The following is a 21,392-nucleotide window of genomic DNA, read 5'->3' as shown; positions in this document are numbered from 1 at the left end:
GCCTTGCAGGGCCGCGGTTCACCGGGTGCTGGACCACATCGCCGTAGGAAGCCGTGGTCCAGTACCCCGAAGAGGGCATCTTTCCATGCGATCTTTCATAGGCAAAGGGTCATCGGCCTTCGCCAGCGCCGGAACCGCCGTCGCCGTACTGGCCGGCCCGGTGCTTCTCGCCACCCCCGCGGCGGCGGCCGACCGGGAGGGGAACGAGGGCCGGGCTGTCGGCTGGCACCTCCAGACCGGGCGCAGCGCTTTCTGGGGCGGTACCCACACGCTCGACAGCGGCTCTCCGGCGTTCTGTCTCGACTTCAACCTGTACGGCCCGAAGGAGGAGACCGACAACGGCTACCGGCCGGCCAAGGCGCCGAACGAGCTGAGCGAGGACACGAAGGCGCAGCTCGCGCACCTCGCGGCCCGGTACGGCAAGCTCCCCGACACCTCGGCCGGGCGGAACACCACCGCCGCCGCCTCACTGCTGTCCTGGGCCCTGGCCGACCGCGACGGTGTGGACGAGAGCGGCTTCAACGGGGAGAAGATCCCGTGGCAGTCGTGGCTGGACAAGGGGATGCCCAAGGGGGCGGTCTCCGGGTACGGCGCCGACTCCAAGGTGGACACCGCGCCGGTCGTCTCCGAGTTCAACCGGCTGCGCGGCGAGGTCGCGGACATCGACGCGGCCCCCTACGCCCTGACCGTGCCGGACACCGGCAAGACGTTCCCGTACGAGCGCACACCCGCCGAGAAGAGCCTGACCGTCAAGCTCGCCCAGGGCTCGAAGCCGGTTCCCGGCGTCCAGGTGAACACGACACGGCTCGACAACGTGGCCAAGCCCCAGACGCCCGGCGCCGTCGGCGCGACCGACGCCCGGGGCGAGGCGGCGTTCGCCTTCACCCCGGCCGAGCCGGGGCTGGAGGCCGGGGCCGGCTTCACCGCCGACGTCACCGTGAACACCCCGACGTTCTGGGCCACCGACAAGAAGGTGTCCGGGCACCCGATGCAGCGGCTGATCTACTTCGCCGCGGAGAAGAAGACGCTCGCCGTCTCCGGTTCGGTGCGCTTCGAGCCCGCCTCGGTCGTGATCGCCCTGAAGAAGGACCGGAAGACCGGCAAGCCCGTCGCCTCGCCCGCGACGTACGAGATCCGCGGCAACCGCCCCTCCGGGGCGAACGGCGCGCCCGGTGACCTGATCACGACGGTGACCACCGGCAAGGACGGCCGTTCGGAGCCGGTCGACCTCACGGCGGGCGTCTACTGGATGGTCGAGACGCGGGCCCCCGAGGGGTACGAGTTCGACCCGACGCCTCAGCGGTTCGAGGTGAAGCCGGGGGACCAGGCGGTGATCACCGTCCTGAACAGCCCGGTCGCGCGGCCCACGACCCCGCCGGTCACCCCGCCGCCGACGACGCCTCCGGTCACCACCCCGCCGACCAGTCCGCCGAGCACGCCGCCGTCTCCCTCGGCGTCCGACGCACCGCCGGCCACGCCGCCTTCGGACGGTGAACTCGCCAAGACCGGGGCGAGCCGGACCACGCAGGCCGCGGTGATCGCGGGCGGACTCCTCCTCGCCGGTGGCATCGCCCTGATCGTCACCCGCCGCCGCAGGAACGTTTCCTCTTCCGGGTCCTGACCTGACCGTCCTGCGCTACGCGACGCGAAGAATCCGTCGCGCTCTGAGCCGCCTCGACCTCCGGGACCGCGTGCGCTGACCACGCACGCCCCGGAGCAGCGGCCCGTGGGGGAGCCCGCCTTCGACCCAGCGGGCTTCCCCCACGGCCTCCTTCTTCCCCTCGTTCTGCCCGACGACAGCAGGCAAGCCCTCATGACCATTCAGTCACGTTTTATACGTAAATGCGGCATCGTGCTGTCCGGCGGCGCGCTGATCACCGCCACGCTCACGGGCTGCTCCACGGCCCCTTCCACTCCGTCCGCCCCCGACCCCGGGCCCGCAACCGTCTCGGCTCCGCCGGAGGGCGTGCCGGTGCCGGGCACCGGGACGATCCCCGTCCCGGACGGCGCCGGCCACGACGCCGACGCCGAACTCCCGGCAGCGGTCCGGCGGGCCGCCGCCGGCTTCACCGCCGCCTGGGCCTCTCACGACGCACGGCCCGGTAAGGACCGCTCCTACACGGACGCGGGCAAGCGCGCCGCGGCCTTCGCATCAGCGGACCTGGGCGCGGCGATCAGCGCCCCCCGGCCGTCCACCGCCTCCCTGTGGGCGCGATGGACGAAGGACCGGACGCGGGTGACGGCGACGGTGACGAAGGTGTCCGTGCCCGACGGCGCCCCGGCCCCGACACGGACCTCGGCGCTCGCCCGGGTGCTGTACCGGCTGACCACGGCTCCGGCGAAGGGCAAGGCCACCAGCGAACTCAAGCAGGTCGCGCTCCAGCTCGAACGGGGCGGCGACGGCGAGTGGCGCGTCATCGCGCTGCCGTACGCGTAGGGGCCGGGATGAAGAAGACCGTTCAAGCCCTGTGCCTCTTCCTCGCCTTCTGCTGCACCGCGATCTTCGGCCTCCTGGTCGTCATGGGCGGTGCGGGCGGTGCGAGCGCTTCCAACACCGGCCCGGGCGGGTCCATCACGGGCGACGCCCCCGTGCCCGACTGGCTGCGGGTCCTCATCGACAAGGCCACGAAGGACGCCTGCCCGCAGGTCACTCCGAGCCTCCTGGCCGCCCAGCTCTACACCGAGAGCAACTTCAAGCCGGATGCCCGCTCGCCCGTCGGGGCCCGGGGCATCGCGCAGTTCATGCCCGGCACCTGGGCCGCGCACGGCGTGGACGGGAACAAGGACGGCCGGAAGGACCCGTTCGACCCCGAGGACGCGGTGCCGGCGGCCGTCGCCTACGACTGCTACATCGCCGGTCTCGTCAAGAACGTCTCCGGCGACTCGGTCAAGCTCATGCTGGCCGCGTACAACGCAGGTCCCGGCGCGGTCCAGCAGTACGGGGGAGTGCCCCCGTACGACGAGACCCGCAACTACGTCGAGAAGATCACCGAGCTGGCGGCGAAGTGGGCGGCGCTCGACGACGGCCAGGTGCCGCTGCCGCCGGGTTCCGGCGGCGCCGCGCGGGCCATCGCCGCCGCGAAGTCGGCGCTGGGCACCCCGTACCAGTGGGGCGGCACCTGCAAGGCCCCGTACCGGGGGTCCCAGGGGTGCGACTGCTCCTCGCTCATGCAGATGGCCTGGGGCGCGGCAGGCGTGGACCTGCCCAGGACCACGTACGACCAGGTCAAGTCCGGCACCCTGGTGCGCAACGTCAGCCAGCTCCGGCCCGGCGACCTGATCTTCTCCCGGGGCTCGGCGGCCGTCCCCGAGCACGTGGCCATGTACATGGGCAACGGCCAGGTGATCGATTCGCCCCGGACCGGCAAGACGGTCCAGATCACGCCGCTGTCGTACTGGAAACCGCAGATCCTCACCATGCGGCACATCGGCTGACCCCCCGCTCTCCCTTCCTTCCCCCGCGCGGCGGAACGCGTCCGCGCGGTCGCACTCCCCTGATCCATAGGAGCACCACATGTATTCCGGCGACTCGGTCTTCCTCGCCAACGTCGACAGCGTCATCGGTGGCGTCGAACCGAACTGGGGCCCGTTCGGCGCCCTCGGCGGCACGGCGAAGGTCATCATCGGGGCCATCGCGGCCCTGGTCCTCGTCATCTGCGCCGGCATCTTCCTGGTCGGCATCGCCAAGAGCAAGGGCTGGCTCGGCTCCGGCAACTCCACCATGCAGAGCGACCAGGGCAAGGGCATGATCATCGGCGGGCTGACGGGGATCTTCCTCGTCGCCAGCGCCGGTGCCATCTTCGGTCTCGTCTACGCCATGGGCATCTGAGGACTAACGCCATGAGCAACGACAACCACACCGAATCCAGTTCCTGGTCGGACGGGCCGGCTCCGCGCCGCCGCTTCCGGGCGCTCAACATCATCGTCGCCGTGATAGCCGTGCTGACGGTGGCGGGGCTGCTCATCGCGAACCTCGCCTCCGGCGACGACGGATCAGACACCCCCGGGTCCGGAAGCCCCCGCCCGGACAAGGCGTCCGGTACGGCCGACGCGCCCGGCGCCGCCCGTACCGAAGCCGGAGTCCCCGTGGGGTACCCGCGGACCAAGGCGGGGGCGAAGGCCGCCGCGAGCAACTTCCAGGCGGCGCAGAGCACAACGGCCTTCCTCGCCGACCCCGACACCCGCCGCAAGATCACCGACGTGGTCATGGCCCCCGAGGCTGCCGGGCAGCGGAAGGCGACCCTGGACGCCCAGACCGGCAAGCTCATGGCCCAGCTCGGGATTCTGGAGTCCGGCCGGACCGCGAAGGGCGCCGCCCTGATCAACCGGCACGCGACCCTGGCGGCCGAGGTGACGAGCTTCAGCAAGGACCTGGCCACCGTGGAGCTGTGGAGCGTCGCCGTGACCGGTGTCGCCGCCGCCGACTCCCCGCTCCCGCCGACCAGCGAGTTCACGCAGTGGAACTACACGCTCCGCTGGGACGGGGACTGGAAGGCCGCGACCATCACACGGTCCGCCGGCCTGGTGCCGCAGACGAGCGCCGGGCAGCCGTCGTCGCCGAGCGCCTTCCAGGACCTGGGGGGTGACGCGGATGTCGCCCCGTTCGCGCGCTGAGCGCAGGCGGTCTCCCCGCGCGTACCGCGGAATCCCGACCGCGCTCGCCGCCGCCCTGCTGGCTCCGTTGTGGGTCCTCGCCTCCGCGCCCCGGGCCCACGCGTTGCCGGACCCGTGCGACATGCCCGTCGTCACGGTGGCGTGCGACCTCTGGGACGGAGCCAACACGGCCGTCGACTTCATGTCGGACCCGCTGGGGTTCATCGCCACGAAGATGGGCGAAGCGGCCGCGTGGTTCCTGGAGCAGATCGTCAAGCTCATGGAGGCGAGCACCACGGTCGACTTCACGAACCCCGGCTTCCTCAAGCAGTACGCCCTGATCTTCGCGGTGAGCAGCATCCTCACCGTCGTGCTCTGGCTGATCGCCGTGGCGAAGCGCGCCGCGGCAGGAACGTCTCTGCCGACCGCCATGGGCGAGGCCGTGGGGCTGCTCCTGGCCCAGGTCGTCGTCTCCGCGTTCACCCCCGCCGTCCTGCTCTACGCGACCAGGGCCGTGGACGAGATCACGAAGGTCTTCGCCGGAACCGCGATCAAGGAGGGGCAGGAGTTCATCGAGAAGATGACCAAGGTCATCGGCAGCACCCAGCCGATGAACCTGCCCGTCGTCATGATCATCGTCTTCCTCCTCCTCATCGTCGCCGCCATCCTGGTGTGGATCGAGCTCCTGATCCGCGCGGGCGCCTTGTACGTCGGCGCCGCGGTCGGGCCCCTGGTGGCCGCAAGCCTGGTCGACCGGGACCTGTGGCCGCGCTGCAAGAAGTGGGCGGGGATGCTGCTCGCCCTGCTTCTGGCGAAGCCGGTGCTGTTCGCGCTGTTCGGGCTGGCCGCGGCCATCATGAACTCCGAGAAATCTGATGCCGCGGACGCGGTCAACACCCTCCTGGTCGGGGCGCTGCTCCTGTTCCTCGCCGTCTTCTCCAGCGCGTCCATCTACAAGTGGCTGCCGGTTTTCGGGGACCAGATGGGCGACTTGATGAACACGCGGAAGGGCGCGGCGCAGTCCGGGCCGCTCGCCGCCGTCCCCGGCCCGGCGCAGGCCGCTTCGTCGGCGATGAACGCGCGGATGATGCACTCGCCCGTGGTCGCGGGCAAGGGCGCTGCTGCGGCGGGGAAGGGTGCCGCCTCGGCGGGCGGCGGTGCCGCTGCCGCCGCCGGGCCCGTCGCCGCAGGCGCGATGGCCGTGAAGGCCGGCGCGGACGCGGTGAAGAACAAGGCCCACTCGGCGGACACCATCGCCGATCAGGGCGCTGGCGACGGCGAGAGCTCGACCAGCACCAGCGCGGGATCGCCCAGCACGGCCCCCTCGGACCCCGGTGGCTCCTCCGTGGTACCGACGGGGAGCGGGGCCTCCGAGGGCGAGGCGCCCTCGTCCGCCGAGGAGGGTGCTTCCACCCCGGCTGCGCCGTCGGCCGGAGGAACTGCGCCCGCAGGTCCGTCCGTCGTCCCGAACCCGGGCGCCGGGGACTTGGCCGAGTCGTCGCCCGCGGACAGCTCTACGTCGCCCTCGACCCCCACGGGTCCGTCCGTCGTCCCGGCCCCGGACACCGCAGGGACCACGGCCGAGTCGTCGCCCGCGGACAGTTCCGGCTCACCGTCGACCCCTGCGGGACCGTCCGTCGTCCCGAGCGGCGGACCGGCCGGTTCCCCGCCGGACAGCGGGTCGGGCGAGGGCCCCGGCGCGGCCGGAACTCCAGCACCCGCCGCCCCTTCATCCAGCCGCCCGGCGGGGAGCACGGCACGCGCGGTGCCGTCCACCGTCCCCTCCACTCCACCGTCAGCACCGGGAACTCCGTCTCGGCCTACCATCCAGGGAAGTGACCAGTAGTGGCCGCAGACCGCACCTACGTTTTCGGCAAGGAACGGCCGACCGGGCTGGTCGGCAAGCGCGACCTGGGGGAACAGGTCTTCCTGGTCGGCGCGGCCGCGCTCGCCGTGGCCCTCGTCTGGGTCTTCTCCTCCATCCCCGTTCTCGCAATCCTCGCGGCCGCCCTGATCGTCGGCACCGCCGCCGCAGCGGTGTTCGTGCCGTACAAGCCCGGCGGCGCGTCGTCGCGGCGGACCTTCTACAAGTGGTGGCGCATCCAGCGCGACTACAAGCAGATCGTCAAGACGACGGGGGGAGTGTGGACCTCGCCCGCCATCGAGGCCGGTGTACGAGAGGACGGTGAAGCGCCCGAGGAGGCCCTGGAGCCCGCCCCCGGCATCACGAAGATGCGCCCGCTCACCGCGTCGGTGCGCGGCCAGGACATCGCGGTGGTCCTCCAGCCGGAGAACGGCTGCGTGACCGTCGCCCTGGAGATCGCCTCCCGCGGCCACGCGGGCAGGGACCGGGCCGACCAGAACCTGGCGCTCGAACGATGGGGCGGCCTCCTCGACAGCTTCGGCAACTCCGAGAGCCCCGTGGACCGGATCTCCGTCCTCGCGCGCCAGCTCAAGTCCGACCCCGAGGCCCACCAGCAGCACATCGACTCCCGGGCCCAGTCCCCGGCAACGGCCCAGGTGCCCGAGTGGCTGGCGCACTCCTACGACGCCCTCGCCTCCGCGGTGAGCACCAGCGCCGAGGAGCACCGCTACTACGTGGTCGCGCACGCCACCTGGACGAAGGACTTCGCGGCCGAATCCTTCGAGCACGGCGCCGGCGACGACGGGGTCGCCGCGGTCATGACCGCGGCCGCCGAGGAACTGTGGGCCCGGTGCGAGGACGCCGAGCTGCGCGTCGTCGCCCCCGTGGACCTCGGAGCGCTGACGGCCCTGGTCCGCAACGCCTACAACCCCGACCACCTGATCTGGGACGACGCCCTGCCCCTTCAGCACGCCTTCCCCCGCCAGGTGGACATCCGAGGCAAGCGGCACTTCCGTGCGCGCGCCGCCGGCTCCACGGACGGCTGGTACCACGCGACGGCCGCCGTCGTGAAATGGCCGACCTCCCCGGTCGGTCCGGACTTCCTCGCCCCGCTCCTGATCGGACTGCCGGACGTCATCCGGACGGTGGCCATCACCAAGCACCTGGAGCCCAACGACCGCGCGGTGGACCGCATGATGAGCGAGGACACCAACAACCAGGCGGAGATCCAGCGCAACGCCCGGCTGGGACGCAACCTGGACCCCCGCGACCTCATCGCCACCCAGGCCACGGCCAAGCGCGGCATGGAGCTGGCCGCCTCCGGCGCGGCCGGCTCGGCGATCGTCGGCTACCTCACCGTCTCCGCCCGCACCGAGCACGAGCTGTCCAAAACCAAGCGCAACACGGAGGCCAAGGCCCGCTCCTCCCATCTCCGGATCGAGTGGCTCGACTTGGAGCACCACCGCGCGTTCGTCAACACGCTGCCGTTCGCGGCGGGGATCAGGAGCAAGAAGTGACCCTCCTCGCCCCCGCGAAGACCTCGGCGCGCCGCCCCCTCTACACGACGACGCGCGCCTCCCAGTCCCTGTACCTGCCCATCTCCCCGCCCACCCTCGGAACCGCCGGCGCGGTGATCGGACGAGAGCTGTTCAGCGGGAAGGCGTTCATCTACTGCCCCTTCAACTGCTTCGGCGACGGACTCCCCGGCGGGAACGCCCTGGTCATGGGGGACACCGGCCGGGGCAAGTCCGCGCTGACCAAGACGTACGCCCTGCGGCAGGCCCGGATGGGCCGCCGCCTGGCCGTCCTGGACACCAAGGAGCAGAAGGAGTCCGGCGAGGGCGAGTGGGCGGCCGTGTGCCGTGCCCTCACCGGAGGGGATCCGATCAAGTTCGTGCCCGGCGGCGGCCCGGGGTCGGCGTGCATCAACCCGCTGGACCCGGCGATCAGCGGCCGCCGGCAGGTCGAACTGGTACGCACGATCGTCGAGCTCGGCCTCGGACGAGGACTGGACGAGTTCGCGGGCTCCGCGCTGCGCATCGCAGTGCGCCGCGCCAACGAGCGCGCCGACGCCGCCGGGCGCCCCGCGGTCCTGTCCGACGTCGCGTACGCCCTCCGGCACCCCATGGCCGAGGACGCGGCCGCGAAGAAGAGGACGGCCGAGGAACTGCTCGGCGACGGGCTGGAGGCGTCCTACGTAGTCGATCGGATGTGTGGCGGGACCGAGGACGACGTGGCCGGGGGCGGCGATCTCGTGGGGATGCTCGACGGCCCCACCTCGCTCAGCATCGACCTCGACGCACTCATGATCGTCTTCGACCTCGCCCGGGTCCCCTCCGGGGGCGCGGCCATGACCATCCTCATGGCGGTGATCGCCGTCTTCCTGGAGGAAGTGTGGCTCCGCGGCGAATGCGAGTGCGGCACCGCCCCCGAAGCACACGACCGCGTCGTCACGGATGCGGCCTCCGGGGCCTGGAAGCGCGGCGCGAACCCCGCCACCGGCTGCCGCGGGTACACGCAGGTCAAGAGGATTCTGATCTTCGAGGAAGCCTGGCACATCCTGGGGACACCCGAGTTGGCCCGGCTGCTGGAGAAGTTCCTCAAATTCGCCCGAGGGTACGGCCTCTCCTGCATCTTCATCGTCCACCACCTCTCGGACATCGACGACTCCGCCGAAACGGCGGCGGCGCTCAAGATGGCGGACACCCTGATCGTGTACTCGATGAAGTCCGACGAAGCACGCGCGGTCGTCGCCCGCCTCGGCTTGCCGGCCTGGACCAGCGACCACATCCCGCGTCTCCGCCGGGGCGTGGCCCTCTGGAAGGTGGGCGAGACCGTCTACCCGGGCGTCCAGCACCTCCTGACCAGCACCGAGGAGCAGCTCTGCTTCTCCTCGAACGCCATGGCCGAGACCGCCGCCGCGTAACACCCCTGGGACCCCCATGAACACCCTCGCCCCCACCGGCACGCCCTCGCACACGCCCAGCGCCCCGCTGCTCGGCCAGTTGGTCTTCGAGCCCTCCCGCCCGAAAGCGGCGCCAGGGCACCGCTCCTCGGAGCAGGGCGGCTGGTGGGCCTTCTTCCTCTGCCACTGCTGCGGGGACGAGCGGTACGAGCCCGTCGTCCGTCTCCCCGCCGACACCCCGCACGACCAACTCGCCCCGTACGCCGCACGGTTCTGGAGCCGCCCCTGTCTGCTGCGGCCCTTCCGCGACGGCTTCGCCGTCCACCCCGCCGAGGCCGGCAGATGAGGGTCTTCCACGGGCGCCGCCCGGGCACCGTGCCCCTCAGCACCTCGGACCGGGAGCTCGACGCGGCGGCCCGGATCCTGCTGGACGACCTCCGGGGGCGCGACGACGGCGAGAAGGTCACCCTGGCCGACGTCGCCGACCGGCACGGTCTGCCCGCGCGCCGGATCCACTCCGCCGCGCGGGCCCTGATCACCACCGGACACCTGCTCAGGGTCAAGTACGAGGCAGACGGACGGTGGGCCACGGACCTGTACGTGTACCCCACCCCGGCCACGGACGACGAGGTGGAGGCGGTACGGGCCAAGCACCAGAGCGCCACATCCGTCACGATCGAGCGACCGGCCACTGCCGGGACCGAGGCGACGGGTCCCACCGCCCGGCCCGGATCGGCTCCACTGCCCGAGGACATCGACCTGGCGACCGCCACCGCGGTCCGCCGCGTGCTCGAAGCCCTGCCCGGCCAGCTCACCCGCCTGCTCCCGACCCCGCTCCCCGTGTCGGTACAGTCCGCCGCCACAGCGGCACTGGCCGCGGGCCGCACCTCGGACGAACTGGCCGCGCGCGTCCTGCGCCGCTGGTGGGAACACGGCTACGCGACGAAGGCGACCGAACTCGACCGTCCCGTCGGAGTGGCCATCGCGCTGCTGCGCCCGGGCCCGTGCCCGGACCCCCGGTGCGAGGACGGAACCGTCCTCGACTCGGAGGCCCCGTGCGTCCGGTGCGCGGAACGGCGCCAGGACCACCACCGCGCCCAGGCCGCCGCGCCCGCCACCAGCCCACGGAGCCCGGGTCCCGCGCCACCCGCGCATCCAACGCCGGTCCCGCCCCAGTTCGCCGATCTCCCCCCTCCGGGCACGGTGAGCCCCGAGATCGCCTCCGCCGGGGCAGCCCGCGTACGTGCCGCGCTGGCAGCGACCAAGACCCCCACGGCCTCCCCGCCACCCGCCTCAACCCCCCTCACCCGGAGGACCTCGTGACCGACATGCCCTCGCTCATGGGAGGCGGCGGCCTCGTCCAGTACGCCCCCTGGGCGCTGCTCGGCGTGGCCGCTCCGGTGGCCGCCGCCGTCCTCAAGCCGTGGAACCGCAACAACACCGACGGCGCCATGTGGGGCGGGCGCCCGGTGGAGAAACGGTTGCGCGCCGAGCCGGACCTTGATGCCCGCGCTGACCGGCTGATAGCCGGCCGGGGCACCGTGACCCGCAAACTCGTCGCGGGCGAGCCGTGTCTGTCGGGTCTCGCCTTCGGCGTCCCCGGCTCCGGAAAGTCCATGGGACTCCTGCTGCCGAACGCCCTGGAGTGGGCCGGGCCCCTGGTGATCACCACCGTCAAGGCGTCCGACCTCGACATGATCTACGCCCGCCGGGCCGCGCTCGGCCCGGTCTATGTCGTCGCGCCCAAGGGGATACCCGGCCGTTCGACGGCGCGGTGGTCCCCGGTGGAGTACTGCAAGACCGAAGAAGACGCCGACCAGATGGCCAAGTGGCTGACCGAGGCGTCGTCCAACAGTGCCGACCCGAAGGCGCAGACCTGGCTGGAGCAGGCACAGCCCATCATCAAGGGCCTCCTCCTGGCGGCCCGCGTGTCGGAGGAGGGCATCACCGCCTTCCGGCGCTGGCTCTCGCTCGGGAAGGACGCCGTCGACACGGTCGAGGGCATCCTGCTCGACGCCGGCTTCACGGAGGCCGCCGAGGACTACGCCTCGCCGTGGCGGCGACTGCACGCCGACGGCCAGGGCTCGGTCCAGCTCACCCTCAACGTCATCGCAAGGGTGTACCAGGACAAAGCCGTACGGGAGACCAGCTCGGGCAGCGACTTCACCGCCGAGGACGTCATCGCCCAGGGCGGCACCATCGCGATCGTCGCCTCCGCGTCGGACAGCAAGCGTTTCGCCCCTCTGATCACCGCGCTGATCGCCTCGGTGATCCACGCCGCCGAAACCCAGTACGGCCGTACCGGCAAGCCGCTCTCGCCCGCCCTCGGCCTCCTGATCGACGAAGCCGGCAACGTCCTGCGGTACCCGGACCTCGCCACCGTCCTCACCACGGGCCGCGGCCAGGGCATCGTGATGCTCACGATCTGGCACGACCTCTCCCAGCTGCGCACCTCACTGGGCGACGACAAGGCGAACACCGTCTTCTCCGCCTCGCCCTTGAGAATGCTGCTCCCCGGCGTCGCGGATCCGGAGACGCTGCGGTACTTCAACACGATGCTGGGCCGCGCCGAGGTGAAGCGGGCCTCGGTGACGCGGGGCAGCGACGGCGGGCGCTCCAGCACCACCTCCACCGGCGAGCGCGACCTCGCCCCCATCCACGAGCTCCAGCAGCTGGAGGACGGGACCGCCGTCGTGCAGTACGGCAACCAGCGCCCGGTCCGGGTCCGCCTGCGGATGCTGTTCGAGGACGAGGACCTCCAGAAGCTGATCAACGAGGCCCCCACCCGCAAGGAGGCGGCACATGCCTGACGGACTGCCCGCGGACGATCCCGCCGACTTCCTCGTCGACGAGGACACCGGCGAGATCCTCGACGACGCCGAGGACGACGAGGCGGACCTGGCCGGGTGGGTCTGGGAGGCGATGGAGCCGCCCGTCCGCCGCGAGCGGCTGGCCGAGCTCCGGACCTGGGTCCACTGGCTGGTCCGTACGCACCCGTGGACGCATTCCCACGTCACGCCGTGCTGGTACCGGCACCCAGACGTCCGCGAGCACCTCACCGCGCTGTTCGTCTCCTGGGTCAGGACGTACACCCCGGGGAGCAAACGGGACACGGCCGAGGTCGAGTGGATCGACGCCCTGTACCGGACGATGCCCCGGCTCGCCCTCAAGGAGTGCGGCCCTCAGCAGCACGTCGAGCAGCGCCCGCGGGACTTCAAGGACACCGATCACGCGTTCCTCGTCCATTCCAAGACCTCGGACGAGATGACCGCAGAGGCCCGGCATCCCGCCGTCGCCGAGTTGATCCGACAGGGAGTGGAGCAGTGACCGATCCCGTACCGCCGACGAAGCCCGCCCCTCCGGCCGGGCGGATCTGGCCGCGGTGGGCAGCCGTGGCCGACCTCCGGGGAGAGGGGGGCTCCGCCCTCCGCGGCCAGGTCGAGAAGCGCCTGCGCCTTCCTCCGTCCACGCAGTCGGTCGCCCTGCTCCTGGGCAGGGACGCCGTCGGCGCCCGGTTCACCCGGGTGATGGACTGGCCTGGCGACGGCCCTCTGCTCGACCGTCCCGTCGAGTGGTGGCGTATGGCCGATACACGTCCGGCGCAGCCCGGTTGGCCGCTGCGGGACGGGCTCACCTCGACCCTCGACATGGCAGGCGGGTTCCCGCTCTTCGCCGTTCTGCCCGACCGGCCGACGGCCGTCGCCTACGGCGGAGAACAGCACCGGTGGCACGAGGCGCGGCGGGCCGCGCTGTCCACCGCGGTGGCCCGGCAGGACGATTTCCACGGCGAATGGACCATCTCGGTGCCGGAGCCCGTCGCGCCCTGGCTGACCGTTTCGTGGTCCGTCCCCTATCCAGCGCGCAACGCCGCCCCGTCGCGCGAGCTGGCGTCCATCACCCTCGGGGCGACGAGCACGTCCCCCCTCCGGCAGCGGCGGGCGCGCACCATCGAACTGTCCGGGGTGCAGAGCGACATCGCCGCCCTGGCGCACGTCCTGGTCGCCGCCGCCCGGGACTCCAGCACGGCGGCGGCGGAGACCGCGGCCGGGCTGCACGCCCTGCTGGTGCGATTCGCCCAGGGGGACGCCACGTTGGTCGAGAGCGAGATCATCGTTGCTCACCGCCGGGCCTACCGATGGCTCGTCAACGCGATTCCCGCAGACCAGGCGCCCTAGTCGGCGCGCACGACACAAGGAGGAGAGCTCGATGAGCACCCCCACCCCCCGCAAGCGCGACGGCCGCGTTCGTACCGTCCGGCAGGAGCAGCTTCAGCGGGCGGTCGCCGAGGGCCGGCTCGCGCCGGACATCGCTCAGGCGATGAACGACCCCGCGCTCAGCCGCTGGCGGGCCTCGCTGGGCTTCGCGGTCGTCGATGACATCGACCGGCTGGCCGGGCCCGCTTCCGGGACGATCCGTGTCCCGGAGGCCCTCGTGCGCGAGGCGGTCCCGCCGGAGGTGGACCTGTCGAACGCGGGAGCGGTCTGGGAGCTGTACCGGGCCGTGCTGGCGGACGGGACGGCGGAGCAGCAGTACGCCCTCCTCAACGCCGGTCTGCTGGAGCGGCTGTGGGGCACGGGGCTGGCCGAGGGGCCGGTGATGGGTGTCTGGGAGAGCCGGTTCCCCCGGCTCGCCCGCGGGTGATCGGGCATGGACGAGACGGAGAAGTGGCGGATCGCCACCGTCGCCCTGGACGCGGTGGGGGAGCGGTATGACTACGCGCTCGCCGGAAGCATGGCGCTACGGGCCCACGGAATCATCGACCGCCCGGTCGACGACATCGACCTGTTCAACCAGCCGGACATCGGATCGGACGCGATCCAGGCCCGCGCGGAGGTCATCGCCGCCCTGACCGACGCGGGTTACGAGGTCGCCGTTGAGCGGGTCTTCGGGATGGACCAGGCCGCCAATCTCGCGGTGCGCACCCCTACGGGTGAAGCCGTGACGGTGCAGATGGTGCCGATGGAGATGGCGTATCTGCCCGAGCAGATCGACGGCCTTCGGGTGATGTCGGTCCAGGACTGTGTCCAGATGAAGGCGGAGGCGATCGCCTGGCGGACGGAGGCCAAGGACTACATCGACCTGTCCGACATGAACGTCCACCTGGGCGCCCCCTTCGTCGACGAGTGCCTGGCGGCCAGCCCGTCGCCGCTCAACGAAGTGGTGTTCCGGTCGCAGCTCGGCAAGGTCGCGGAGATCCCGGACGAGACCTTCGCGGCCTACGGGACGGACTCGTACAAGGCGGCGGAAGTGCGCAGGAACGTTCTTGCGTGGGCCGACGATGTCGCCACCTCGAAGCCCGACCCGCTCGCGGTACGGGCCACGGGGCCGGCGTCCGGCATCGAGCCGCTCGTCCAGGACCAGGCGGAACGGGCGGCGGACCGTATCGCGGCGAACTCCCCTCAGTCGCTGATGAGCGACAACGAGCTGATGGTGACGGCCGCCAAGGCCAAGCAGCTCGCCAGCGCCGCAGACAAGGTCGCCGTGGAGACCGAGCGGGAGGCCGGGTGGCTCCGGCATCAGTTCGAGGAGACCGGTGGGGGATCGCTGGCAGCGGCCCTGCGGGACATGAACGCCGACGACGAAGTCGTACGCCGGGCGGTCACGAGTGAGCGGGAGGATGTCGAGCGGCTGGCGAGCCGGGCGGTGGAGGCCCGGGGGCAAGCGCGGGAGCTGCGGGAGCAGGAGGGCACCGTCCGCGGTGAGGTCCAGCGCCGGGCCGGCCTGACACCGGGGGAGCGGGCGGCGGAGACCGTGATCCGGCGCGAGATTCAGGGGCAGGTCGCGGCTCAGGCCGACCCCACCCGGGCGTCGGTGGTGGCCCGTGCGACGGCGGCCACCGCTCACCAGCAGCAGGCCGCCGCCCGGGCCTGATCCGGCCGGGCGCCGCACCGGCGCGGCGCCCGGCGTGGAGCGCAAGACGGGGCATACGGGTCGCACGGCCGGGTCCAGGAGGGGCACTTCCTCTCTGGACCCGGCCGCCGTCTTTCCCGGGGACGGCCGCACCAGCGGCGTGTCGCCGACGCCGAAAGGCGTGTCAGTACCTGTTCCCGTCCCGGCGGTTCTGCTCGTCCCCGAGCTGGCGGCGAGCCGCGGTTTCGGCGCTCTCGGCGACCTGCCGCTGGTGCGCAACGCGGCCGTCGCCCGCCCGCTCCGCTTCTTCCGCCCGGCGGAGGTCCACAGGCAGGGCGGCCCGCACGGCGCGTTCCCCGCGCAGCCCGGCCGCGCGGTCACGCTGCTCCTCTGCCCGGCGCCGCATCCGGTCTCCCTGCGTACGAGCGGCGGTCGCGTCGCCGGCCGCGATCCTCTTCTCCGCCGCGACGACAGCGTCGGCGCTGCCGCCCAGTCGCTGCCACTCCTCCAGCAGGAGGCTGTGCTCATGCTCCGGTCCAGCGAGGTCGGCGAGCCGGTCGATCAGGTCCCGGGCCTCCCGGGCATGCCGGTCGGCTTCGGCGTGGCGGTCCTCCGCCTGTGCCGCTCTGAGCTCCATATCCCGTCGGGCAGCGCCGCGCAGGGCCGGCCGTCCGAACGAGCCGCGTTCCTCCAGCCGGGCCGTGAGCACGCCGAGATCGTCCCGCGCCGCCTGCCCGGCTTCCACTGCCGCGGTGAGGTCGAGGCGGGCCTGACGCCGGGTCTGGATGGCGTCGATCCGCTCCGCCCTGGCAGCCGTCTCGGTCTCGATCCGGACGCCGTCGGCGGCGTCGTGGTCAAGCCGGTCCGCGCGGGCGTATGCCTCATCCGCTTCGGTGTCGGCGAGGCGAGCACGGGCGAGCGCCGACGACTCCGCGCCCCGCAGTGCCCGGTCGGGCAGGGTGCCGAACGGGCGCTCGCGCCACGACGGGGCCGCGGGGGCGGCCGCCGAGTCGAGCGCTCCGAGTGCCCGCTCAGCGTCCTGCCCCTCGCGGGCGTCCGCGCGCGCTTCCAGCGAGCGGGCACCGTGGAGCCGAGCCCGGTCCTCGGCCTCTTCCGCACGCTGACGGGCCTCCTGCGCGAGTTGCCGTGCGTGCTCGGCGGCACCGGTCAGGTGGGCGGCGCGGGCTTCCGGCACCTGGACGTCGGTGCGCCGGCCGTTGCTGGCCGCGGCGTCCCGGGCGGTCGCCGCCCGGTTCTCGGCGTCGGCCGCCTCCTGTTCGGCTCGTCGGGCTTCACGGCGGGACGTGTGTGCGGTGTCCTCGGCCCGGGCCGCCTGCGCTGCCTGGATCGCTCCGAGTTCGCCGCGCTGGACGGCACGCTGGAGCTCGGTCCGGTCCTGCTCCGTGGGCGTGGCGCGCGGGGGCGTGCTCTGGTGGAAGCGGTCCACCTGGGCGCGGGCGTCGTCGTAGTCGGCGGCCTGGACGGGTTCGATCGGGCGGGAGCCCAGCGCGATGTCCTCCCGGCCGTAGTCCCATCGGTTCCGGTAGGTCTCGATCGCCGTGGCGGCGGCGAGCCACGCCGACTGGCGGGGATCGTCGGCCGACGGGAGGGGACCGAGCGCGTCGAGCCAGCGGGCTCCCTCGTCGGCGGCCGACAGCACGCGCGCGGTCACGGCAGCGGGGTCTTCCGGGATCTGGGCATCGCGCCACAGGCGCCGTAGCCGCTCGGGTCCATCCGCCGGGGCGGGGCCGAGCGGGGACCGGTCCGCGAGCTGGAGAAGGTCACGGTACGCAGCGGCGGCGGCAAGCCGGGCGCGCCAAGCAGCGCTCTCTTCGGGGGCGTCGGGGCGCGGCCCGTAGGCTGCGGCCCACCCCTGGCCGAGCACCGCGTCGTCCACAGCGGAGACGGCGAGATAGTCGGCGCGGGCGGTGACGGCCTGGGCGAGTTCCGCCGCGTAGATGCCCTTCTCGGTGCTGTCGGCGGCGGGCACCGTGAGCCGGAGCTGGTCCAGCAGGCGGGCGCCGGGGTGGCTCCCAACCGTGCCGACCTCGGGCACCTGAAGGGCCGCCACGGCCTCGGTGTCCTGGTGAAGACGCCAGTGGAGCACCGCGGCGACATCGTCGGCGTCGGCGACATCTCTCTGAACCAGTACGCGCCGTACGGCGGCGATGGGGTCCTGTCCGCCGGCCTCGATGCGGGTCAGGAGGTCTCGGAGAGCGGGCCAGGCGTCCGAGGTGACGATGGCGTCGGCCATCGGCACCTCGTCACGGAACTGCCGGATGAACTGGTCCCCGGCGAGGTCGTCGAGGACGAACCGGAGACGCGGCACGAGGGTGGACAGCGCGCCGGTCTCCTCCAGCGACTCCCGCTGGGCGACCGTGGCCGAGCGGGTCGTACCGTCGCGGCCGACGATACGGTCCCATGCCTGGCGCGCCGTCTGGATGGGGTCGGGTTCCCCGACGATGGGGTCGGTCTCGGGGGTGACGACCAGGTAGATGTGGTTCTCGTACTTCCCCCGCGTCGCCGCGGGGTACGCGGCGTTGCGTGTCATTCCGGGCGCGAACAGGGCGTGCGCGGTATCCGTGGTGACGCCCTGCGCGCGGTCCTTGGTGATGGCGTAGCCGAGCTCCACGGATCGCTCGACGTACGAAGGCGGCAGGACGGTGCGCGCCTTCGACTGGTCGGAGCGGACCACGAGACTGCCGTCGCGGCGGACCTTGGTGACGGTCCAGATGTCGCCGTTGCGGACGTAGCCGCGACCGCCGCGCACGGGGATGCGCCGGTCGATGGCCCGGGTGGCGATCCGGTCACCGGCTCCGACCATGTTCCCGTCGTGCAACCGGATCGTCCTGGTCGAGTCGACGATTCCGGCGCTGACGCGATCGTCGCGGGCGCGGGCGGAGAGCGCAGACGCGGTCGCGTTGTCCGGCGCGACGAGGATGGAGACGAGCCCGTCCCGGGTGTCGGCCAGCCATGCCTCGTACGCCTGGGCCTCCATCGCGTCGGCGCTGCCGAAGTGGATGCGGCGGCGGGAGTGGTACGCCTCGAAGGACTCGGTGGAGTCGCCTTCGGCGAGGGCCTTGGAGGCTTCGATCTCCCAGGTCCGGGGCTTGCCGTCGTGATCGCGGAAGCGCCGGACCTCGGTCAGGTAGAGGGCGCCGGCGTCCGCCTCGATGTGGGCGAGGAGACCGCCGGGGCCGGGCGCGCCGAGCTGGAGGGGGTCACCGACGGGGAGGAGCCGGCCTCCCGCCGCGGTCGCCTGGCGAAGGAGGTCCGCCATGTCGGTCGACGCGGCCTGACCGGCCTCGTCCAGGATGACGATGGCGCCCGCGGGCAGCGTCCACTGCCGCGCACCCGGGGAGATCAGCTCGCTCATCATGAGCCAGCGGCGCACGTTCTCCGTACGGATGCCCGCTTCCTCGGCGAGGACATCGGCCTGCACCTGGCCGTTGGAGAACCCGATGACCGGGATGCCGTAGGCGTCGCCGACTTCACGGATCAGGGCCATGATCGTGGTCTTGCCCGCCCCGGCCCGGCCGATGACCGCCTGGACTCGCCGGTCGCCGGTGAAGACGCCGTGGACGATCGCGAGCTGCTCCTCGCTGGGGGTGAATCCGCGTTGTGCGTGGCCGGCGTCCAGGGCGGCGTCCACCTGTTCACGGGTGAGCTGCCGTGCAGCTGCGGGCGTCTGCGCGGCCTCGACGACGTACCGTTCGGCAGCCGTGATGGCGTGCGAGGTGAAGCGCGTGCACCCGGCGTCGTGGAACAGAGAGGTGCCGTCCGCACGCCGGTAGGCGGTGGGGACGGGAAGGAGGTCGGGCATGTCCACGAGCTCGCAGTGCTCAGGGGAGAGCACCGCCGTGGTGAGCTGCTGGACGGCCTCCTCGAACTGGCCGCCCAGGGTGATGTGCCACCCGCTGCCGACGAGCTGGCGGACGACCTCGGCCTCCGCGTTGGGCCGCGTCCAGGTCTCACGCTGCCGTTCGAGGACCCGGACCGCGGCAGCCGGGATGTCCTCCAGCCGCTCCACCTTCCGCGCCTCCAGGGCGTGTTCCTCCGGGGTGCGGGGCGCGCGCCGTTCGGCTCGAAGGGACTCCTGGCGGCCGGTCTCCAGGACCTTCTCCGGGGCCCGGAGCCCGCACCGGCGGGCCCGCTCGCGCCAGTGGGCGCGTTCCTCTTCGGGGCTCCGGAGTTCCTTGTCGGGACGCTGGGTCAGGGCTGCCGCCTGGGCGAGCTGGTACGCCTCGGCGCGGTTCGGCTCGCGCCCCTGCCGCAGCCGGAACTCGCTCATCAGCGTCCGCAGGTGGCCCTCCGTCTGCTTCCGACGCGTGGAGAACTCGCTGATCAGCTCCTTGCCGATGCCGCGGAACTCCCTCACCGGGCGCTTGTCGAAGCTGAGGGTGTCCTCCCGTTCCTCAGCGGTGATGCCCAGCACCTCGGCCATGCCGCGTTCGAGTTCGGCGGCGTAGACCTCGCCGAAGGTGACGCGCTGGCGGTGCAGGGGGCGTGCGTCGAGGGCGAGCCATTTCCCGTCGGCGAAGACCTTGGAGCTGATGGCGATGTGGCGGTGGAACGCCGGGTCGCCGGCACGGCTGGAGCGGTGGGTGAAGATGGCTGCGGTCAGACCGTCGGTGGGTATCTGGGCGACCCCGTTGGCCCCGATCCGCGCGTAGGCGGCGTCGGACTCGATGCGGTTCCACATCTTCTGGAAGGCCCGCTCCTCGACTTGGAGCAGCTTCTCCTGGCCCTCGTCGTCGGCCAGGGCGAGTGCGATGCCGAAGCTCTTCACCGGGGCGACGACCATCTCCCATCCGGCTCGGGCGGCGCGTTCCCCCTCTCGCTCGACCTGCTCGCGGAGGCTCTGCTTGCGGGCGGCGGACGCCTTGGGTTCCTGGGCCAGCCGTTCCGTGTACCGCTGTTCGACGGTCTTGTACTGGCGCCAGCGCCGCCCCAGGTTCTCACCGGTGTGGGGGTCTTCGCCGTACTTGAAGAGGGAGTCAGCGTGCTCCCGGGAGACCTCCCCGGTGAGGCCGAGGGCAACGGCACCGCGGCCTATCCAGGTGCCGGGGGTGTCGGCGCCGGCGGCCCAGTGCTCGGCGGTCTCCTTGACGCCGAGCGTGCGGTCGTCGCTCGCCACGGTGCTGAGGAGGTAGTCGATTCCGGTGCCGGCGCTGACGGGATGGATCGTCAGCAAGGGCGATCCCAGGGGTAGCTCGTCGCGCTCCGGCCCAGGGCCGCGGGGAGCGTGATCGAGTCGTTCATACCGGTGATCGTATGCGACCAGTTGGCATATGCCAAAGGTAATGCACATGGTGTGGTCGGATGATCTTGAACGGAAGGCTGAGCCTGACGTATTCGCAGTTCAGAGGCTCTCTGAGCTGCGATGGGGAGTCCTTGGTTCTGGTCGTGGAGCGATGGAGCCAAGGGAGGGGGAGGGTTACATGGGTGCCAGTCTGATGGAGGTGGTGTCGGGAACTGGTCCTGGAGCGACAGCAGGAAGATCTCGCAGGAGCGTCTTCGGTGGAGCGCATCCGGGTCGGGTTCGGATCCACCCGGAGGCGCCCGGGCGTCCGGGTGCGCTGCCCGGGGGGGGCGGGTGACTCTTCGGCAGTTCGGCCCGGGCGGACCGCGTGACAGTGGCCGGGCCGCACTTCCGGAGGGGGAGCTTCCGGAAGCCGGAGGGCGGCTGCATAGGATCGGCATATGACTTCACGGACCAACGAAGCAGCACTGGACCGCCGGCAGCGGTTGCGCGACAAGCACAAGCGGCAGCTGGGCGCCGTCAACCAGTTGGATCGGCTGGAGAAGAAGCGGGGCTCGATCGAGGACGACCGGGACAAGCAGATCGCGAAGATCGAGGACGATGCCGCAAGAGATATCGCCGCCGTGGAGGAGGAGATAGCGGGGGCGGTGCGCGACGCGGTGGACGCCTTCGGCGGCCAGCAGGTGGCGTCGGAGAACCTCGGGTTGACCCTGCGGGAGATCCGGCGGTACCTGGCCGAGGGGGACGAGCAGGAGCCGGATTCCGAGGAGGAAGAGGTGAAGGCGACGGATGAGCAGGAGCCGACGGTTAGCAAGGCGGCCGCTCCGGCCGGGTCGCCCGTCGACGCCGGTGGTGTCCAGGGTGATGCCGACGGCGCTGCGCCGGAGGGCGCCTCGGCCGCGTAGGGACCTTCAACG

The 21,392-nt window shown here is 72.1% G+C and carries 17 protein-coding genes; 16 read left to right on the top strand and 1 reads right to left on the bottom strand.

From position 1 onward, the window contains the following. The first annotated feature begins 85 nt into the window (after positions 1–85). From ACFVIM_RS18690 to ACFVIM_RS18620, 15 genes are all read left to right on the top strand, one after another. The gene (locus tag ACFVIM_RS18690) at positions 86–1,621 is read left to right on the top strand and encodes a SpaA isopeptide-forming pilin-related protein (protein ID WP_384302475.1); all 1,536 of its coding nucleotides are present in this window, start codon (positions 86–88) and stop codon (positions 1,619–1,621) included. 192 nt (positions 1,622–1,813) lie between these two features. Beyond that, positions 1,814–2,437 (top strand): hypothetical protein, encoded by a 624-nt coding sequence (locus ACFVIM_RS18685; RefSeq protein WP_384302473.1) that lies wholly within the window; start codon positions 1,814–1,816, stop codon positions 2,435–2,437. Positions 2,438–2,445: 8 nt separating this feature from the next. After that, positions 2,446–3,435, top strand: coding sequence for an NlpC/P60 family protein (locus ACFVIM_RS18680; protein WP_384302471.1), 990 nt, complete (start codon positions 2,446–2,448; stop codon positions 3,433–3,435). Between the two features lie 79 nt (positions 3,436–3,514). Continuing rightward, positions 3,515–3,829 carry a hypothetical protein gene (locus ACFVIM_RS18675; protein ID WP_384302469.1) on the top strand — a complete coding sequence of 105 codons (315 nt, stop codon included), beginning with the start codon at positions 3,515–3,517 and terminating at the stop codon, positions 3,827–3,829. A gap of 11 nt (positions 3,830–3,840) precedes the next feature. Next, a complete protein-coding gene (locus ACFVIM_RS18670) occupies positions 3,841–4,614 on the top strand; it encodes a hypothetical protein (RefSeq protein WP_384302467.1) in 774 nt (257 codons plus the stop codon). Positions 4,615–4,735: 121 nt separating this feature from the next. Then, the gene (locus ACFVIM_RS18665; RefSeq protein WP_384302465.1) at positions 4,736–6,439 is read left to right on the top strand and encodes a hypothetical protein; all 1,704 of its coding nucleotides are present in this window, start codon (positions 4,736–4,738) and stop codon (positions 6,437–6,439) included. Further along, positions 6,439–7,974 carry an SCO6880 family protein gene (locus ACFVIM_RS18660; protein ID WP_384302463.1) on the top strand — a complete coding sequence of 512 codons (1,536 nt, stop codon included), beginning with the start codon at positions 6,439–6,441 and terminating at the stop codon, positions 7,972–7,974. Before ACFVIM_RS18665 ends, ACFVIM_RS18660 begins: the two co-directional genes overlap by 1 nt. Next, positions 7,971–9,383: an ATP/GTP-binding protein gene (locus ACFVIM_RS18655; RefSeq protein WP_384302461.1), complete on the top strand. Its 1,413-nt coding sequence runs from the start codon at positions 7,971–7,973 to the stop codon at positions 9,381–9,383. The genes ACFVIM_RS18660 and ACFVIM_RS18655 overlap by 4 nt, the downstream gene beginning before the upstream one ends. A 16-nt stretch (positions 9,384–9,399) precedes the next feature. Further along, positions 9,400–9,708 carry a hypothetical protein gene (locus tag ACFVIM_RS18650; RefSeq protein ID WP_384302459.1) on the top strand — a complete coding sequence of 103 codons (309 nt, stop codon included), beginning with the start codon at positions 9,400–9,402 and terminating at the stop codon, positions 9,706–9,708. Further along, a complete protein-coding gene (locus ACFVIM_RS18645) occupies positions 9,705–10,685 on the top strand; it encodes a hypothetical protein (RefSeq protein ID WP_384302457.1) in 981 nt (326 codons plus the stop codon). The genes ACFVIM_RS18650 and ACFVIM_RS18645 overlap by 4 nt, the downstream gene beginning before the upstream one ends. A 5-nt stretch (positions 10,686–10,690) precedes the next feature. Next, positions 10,691–12,172, top strand: a complete 1,482-nt coding sequence (locus tag ACFVIM_RS18640; RefSeq protein WP_384302477.1) for a type IV secretory system conjugative DNA transfer family protein — start codon at positions 10,691–10,693, stop codon at positions 12,170–12,172. Further along, positions 12,165–12,689: a hypothetical protein gene (locus tag ACFVIM_RS18635; RefSeq protein WP_384302455.1), complete on the top strand. Its 525-nt coding sequence runs from the start codon at positions 12,165–12,167 to the stop codon at positions 12,687–12,689. The genes ACFVIM_RS18640 and ACFVIM_RS18635 overlap by 8 nt, the downstream gene beginning before the upstream one ends. Then, the gene (locus ACFVIM_RS18630) at positions 12,686–13,537 is read left to right on the top strand and encodes a hypothetical protein (protein ID WP_384302453.1); all 852 of its coding nucleotides are present in this window, start codon (positions 12,686–12,688) and stop codon (positions 13,535–13,537) included. The genes ACFVIM_RS18635 and ACFVIM_RS18630 overlap by 4 nt, the downstream gene beginning before the upstream one ends. A gap of 31 nt (positions 13,538–13,568) precedes the next feature. Then, positions 13,569–14,003 carry a hypothetical protein gene (locus ACFVIM_RS18625; RefSeq protein WP_384302451.1) on the top strand — a complete coding sequence of 145 codons (435 nt, stop codon included), beginning with the start codon at positions 13,569–13,571 and terminating at the stop codon, positions 14,001–14,003. Between the two features lie 6 nt (positions 14,004–14,009). Continuing rightward, positions 14,010–15,233, top strand: a complete 1,224-nt coding sequence (locus ACFVIM_RS18620; RefSeq protein ID WP_384302449.1) for a nucleotidyl transferase AbiEii/AbiGii toxin family protein — start codon at positions 14,010–14,012, stop codon at positions 15,231–15,233. Positions 15,234–15,396: 163 nt separating this feature from the next. Here ACFVIM_RS18620 and mobF read toward each other — a convergent pair whose 3' ends face one another. After that, positions 15,397–20,406, bottom strand: a complete 5,010-nt coding sequence (gene mobF / locus ACFVIM_RS18615; protein ID WP_384302447.1) for a MobF family relaxase — start codon at positions 20,404–20,406, stop codon at positions 15,397–15,399. Between the two features lie 509 nt (positions 20,407–20,915). Here mobF and ACFVIM_RS18610 point away from each other — a divergent pair. Continuing rightward, on the top strand, positions 20,916–21,380 hold the full coding sequence (locus tag ACFVIM_RS18610) for a hypothetical protein (RefSeq protein WP_384302445.1): 465 nt from the start codon (positions 20,916–20,918) through the stop codon (positions 21,378–21,380). Positions 21,381–21,392 lie beyond the last annotated feature (12 nt).

Origin of the sequence: Streptomyces sp. NPDC057638 (assembly GCF_042800315.1) — a bacterium.
Taxonomy (GTDB): Bacteria; Actinomycetota; Actinomycetes; order Streptomycetales; family Streptomycetaceae; genus Streptomyces.
This window is presented reverse-complemented; position numbering and strand designations above follow the sequence as displayed.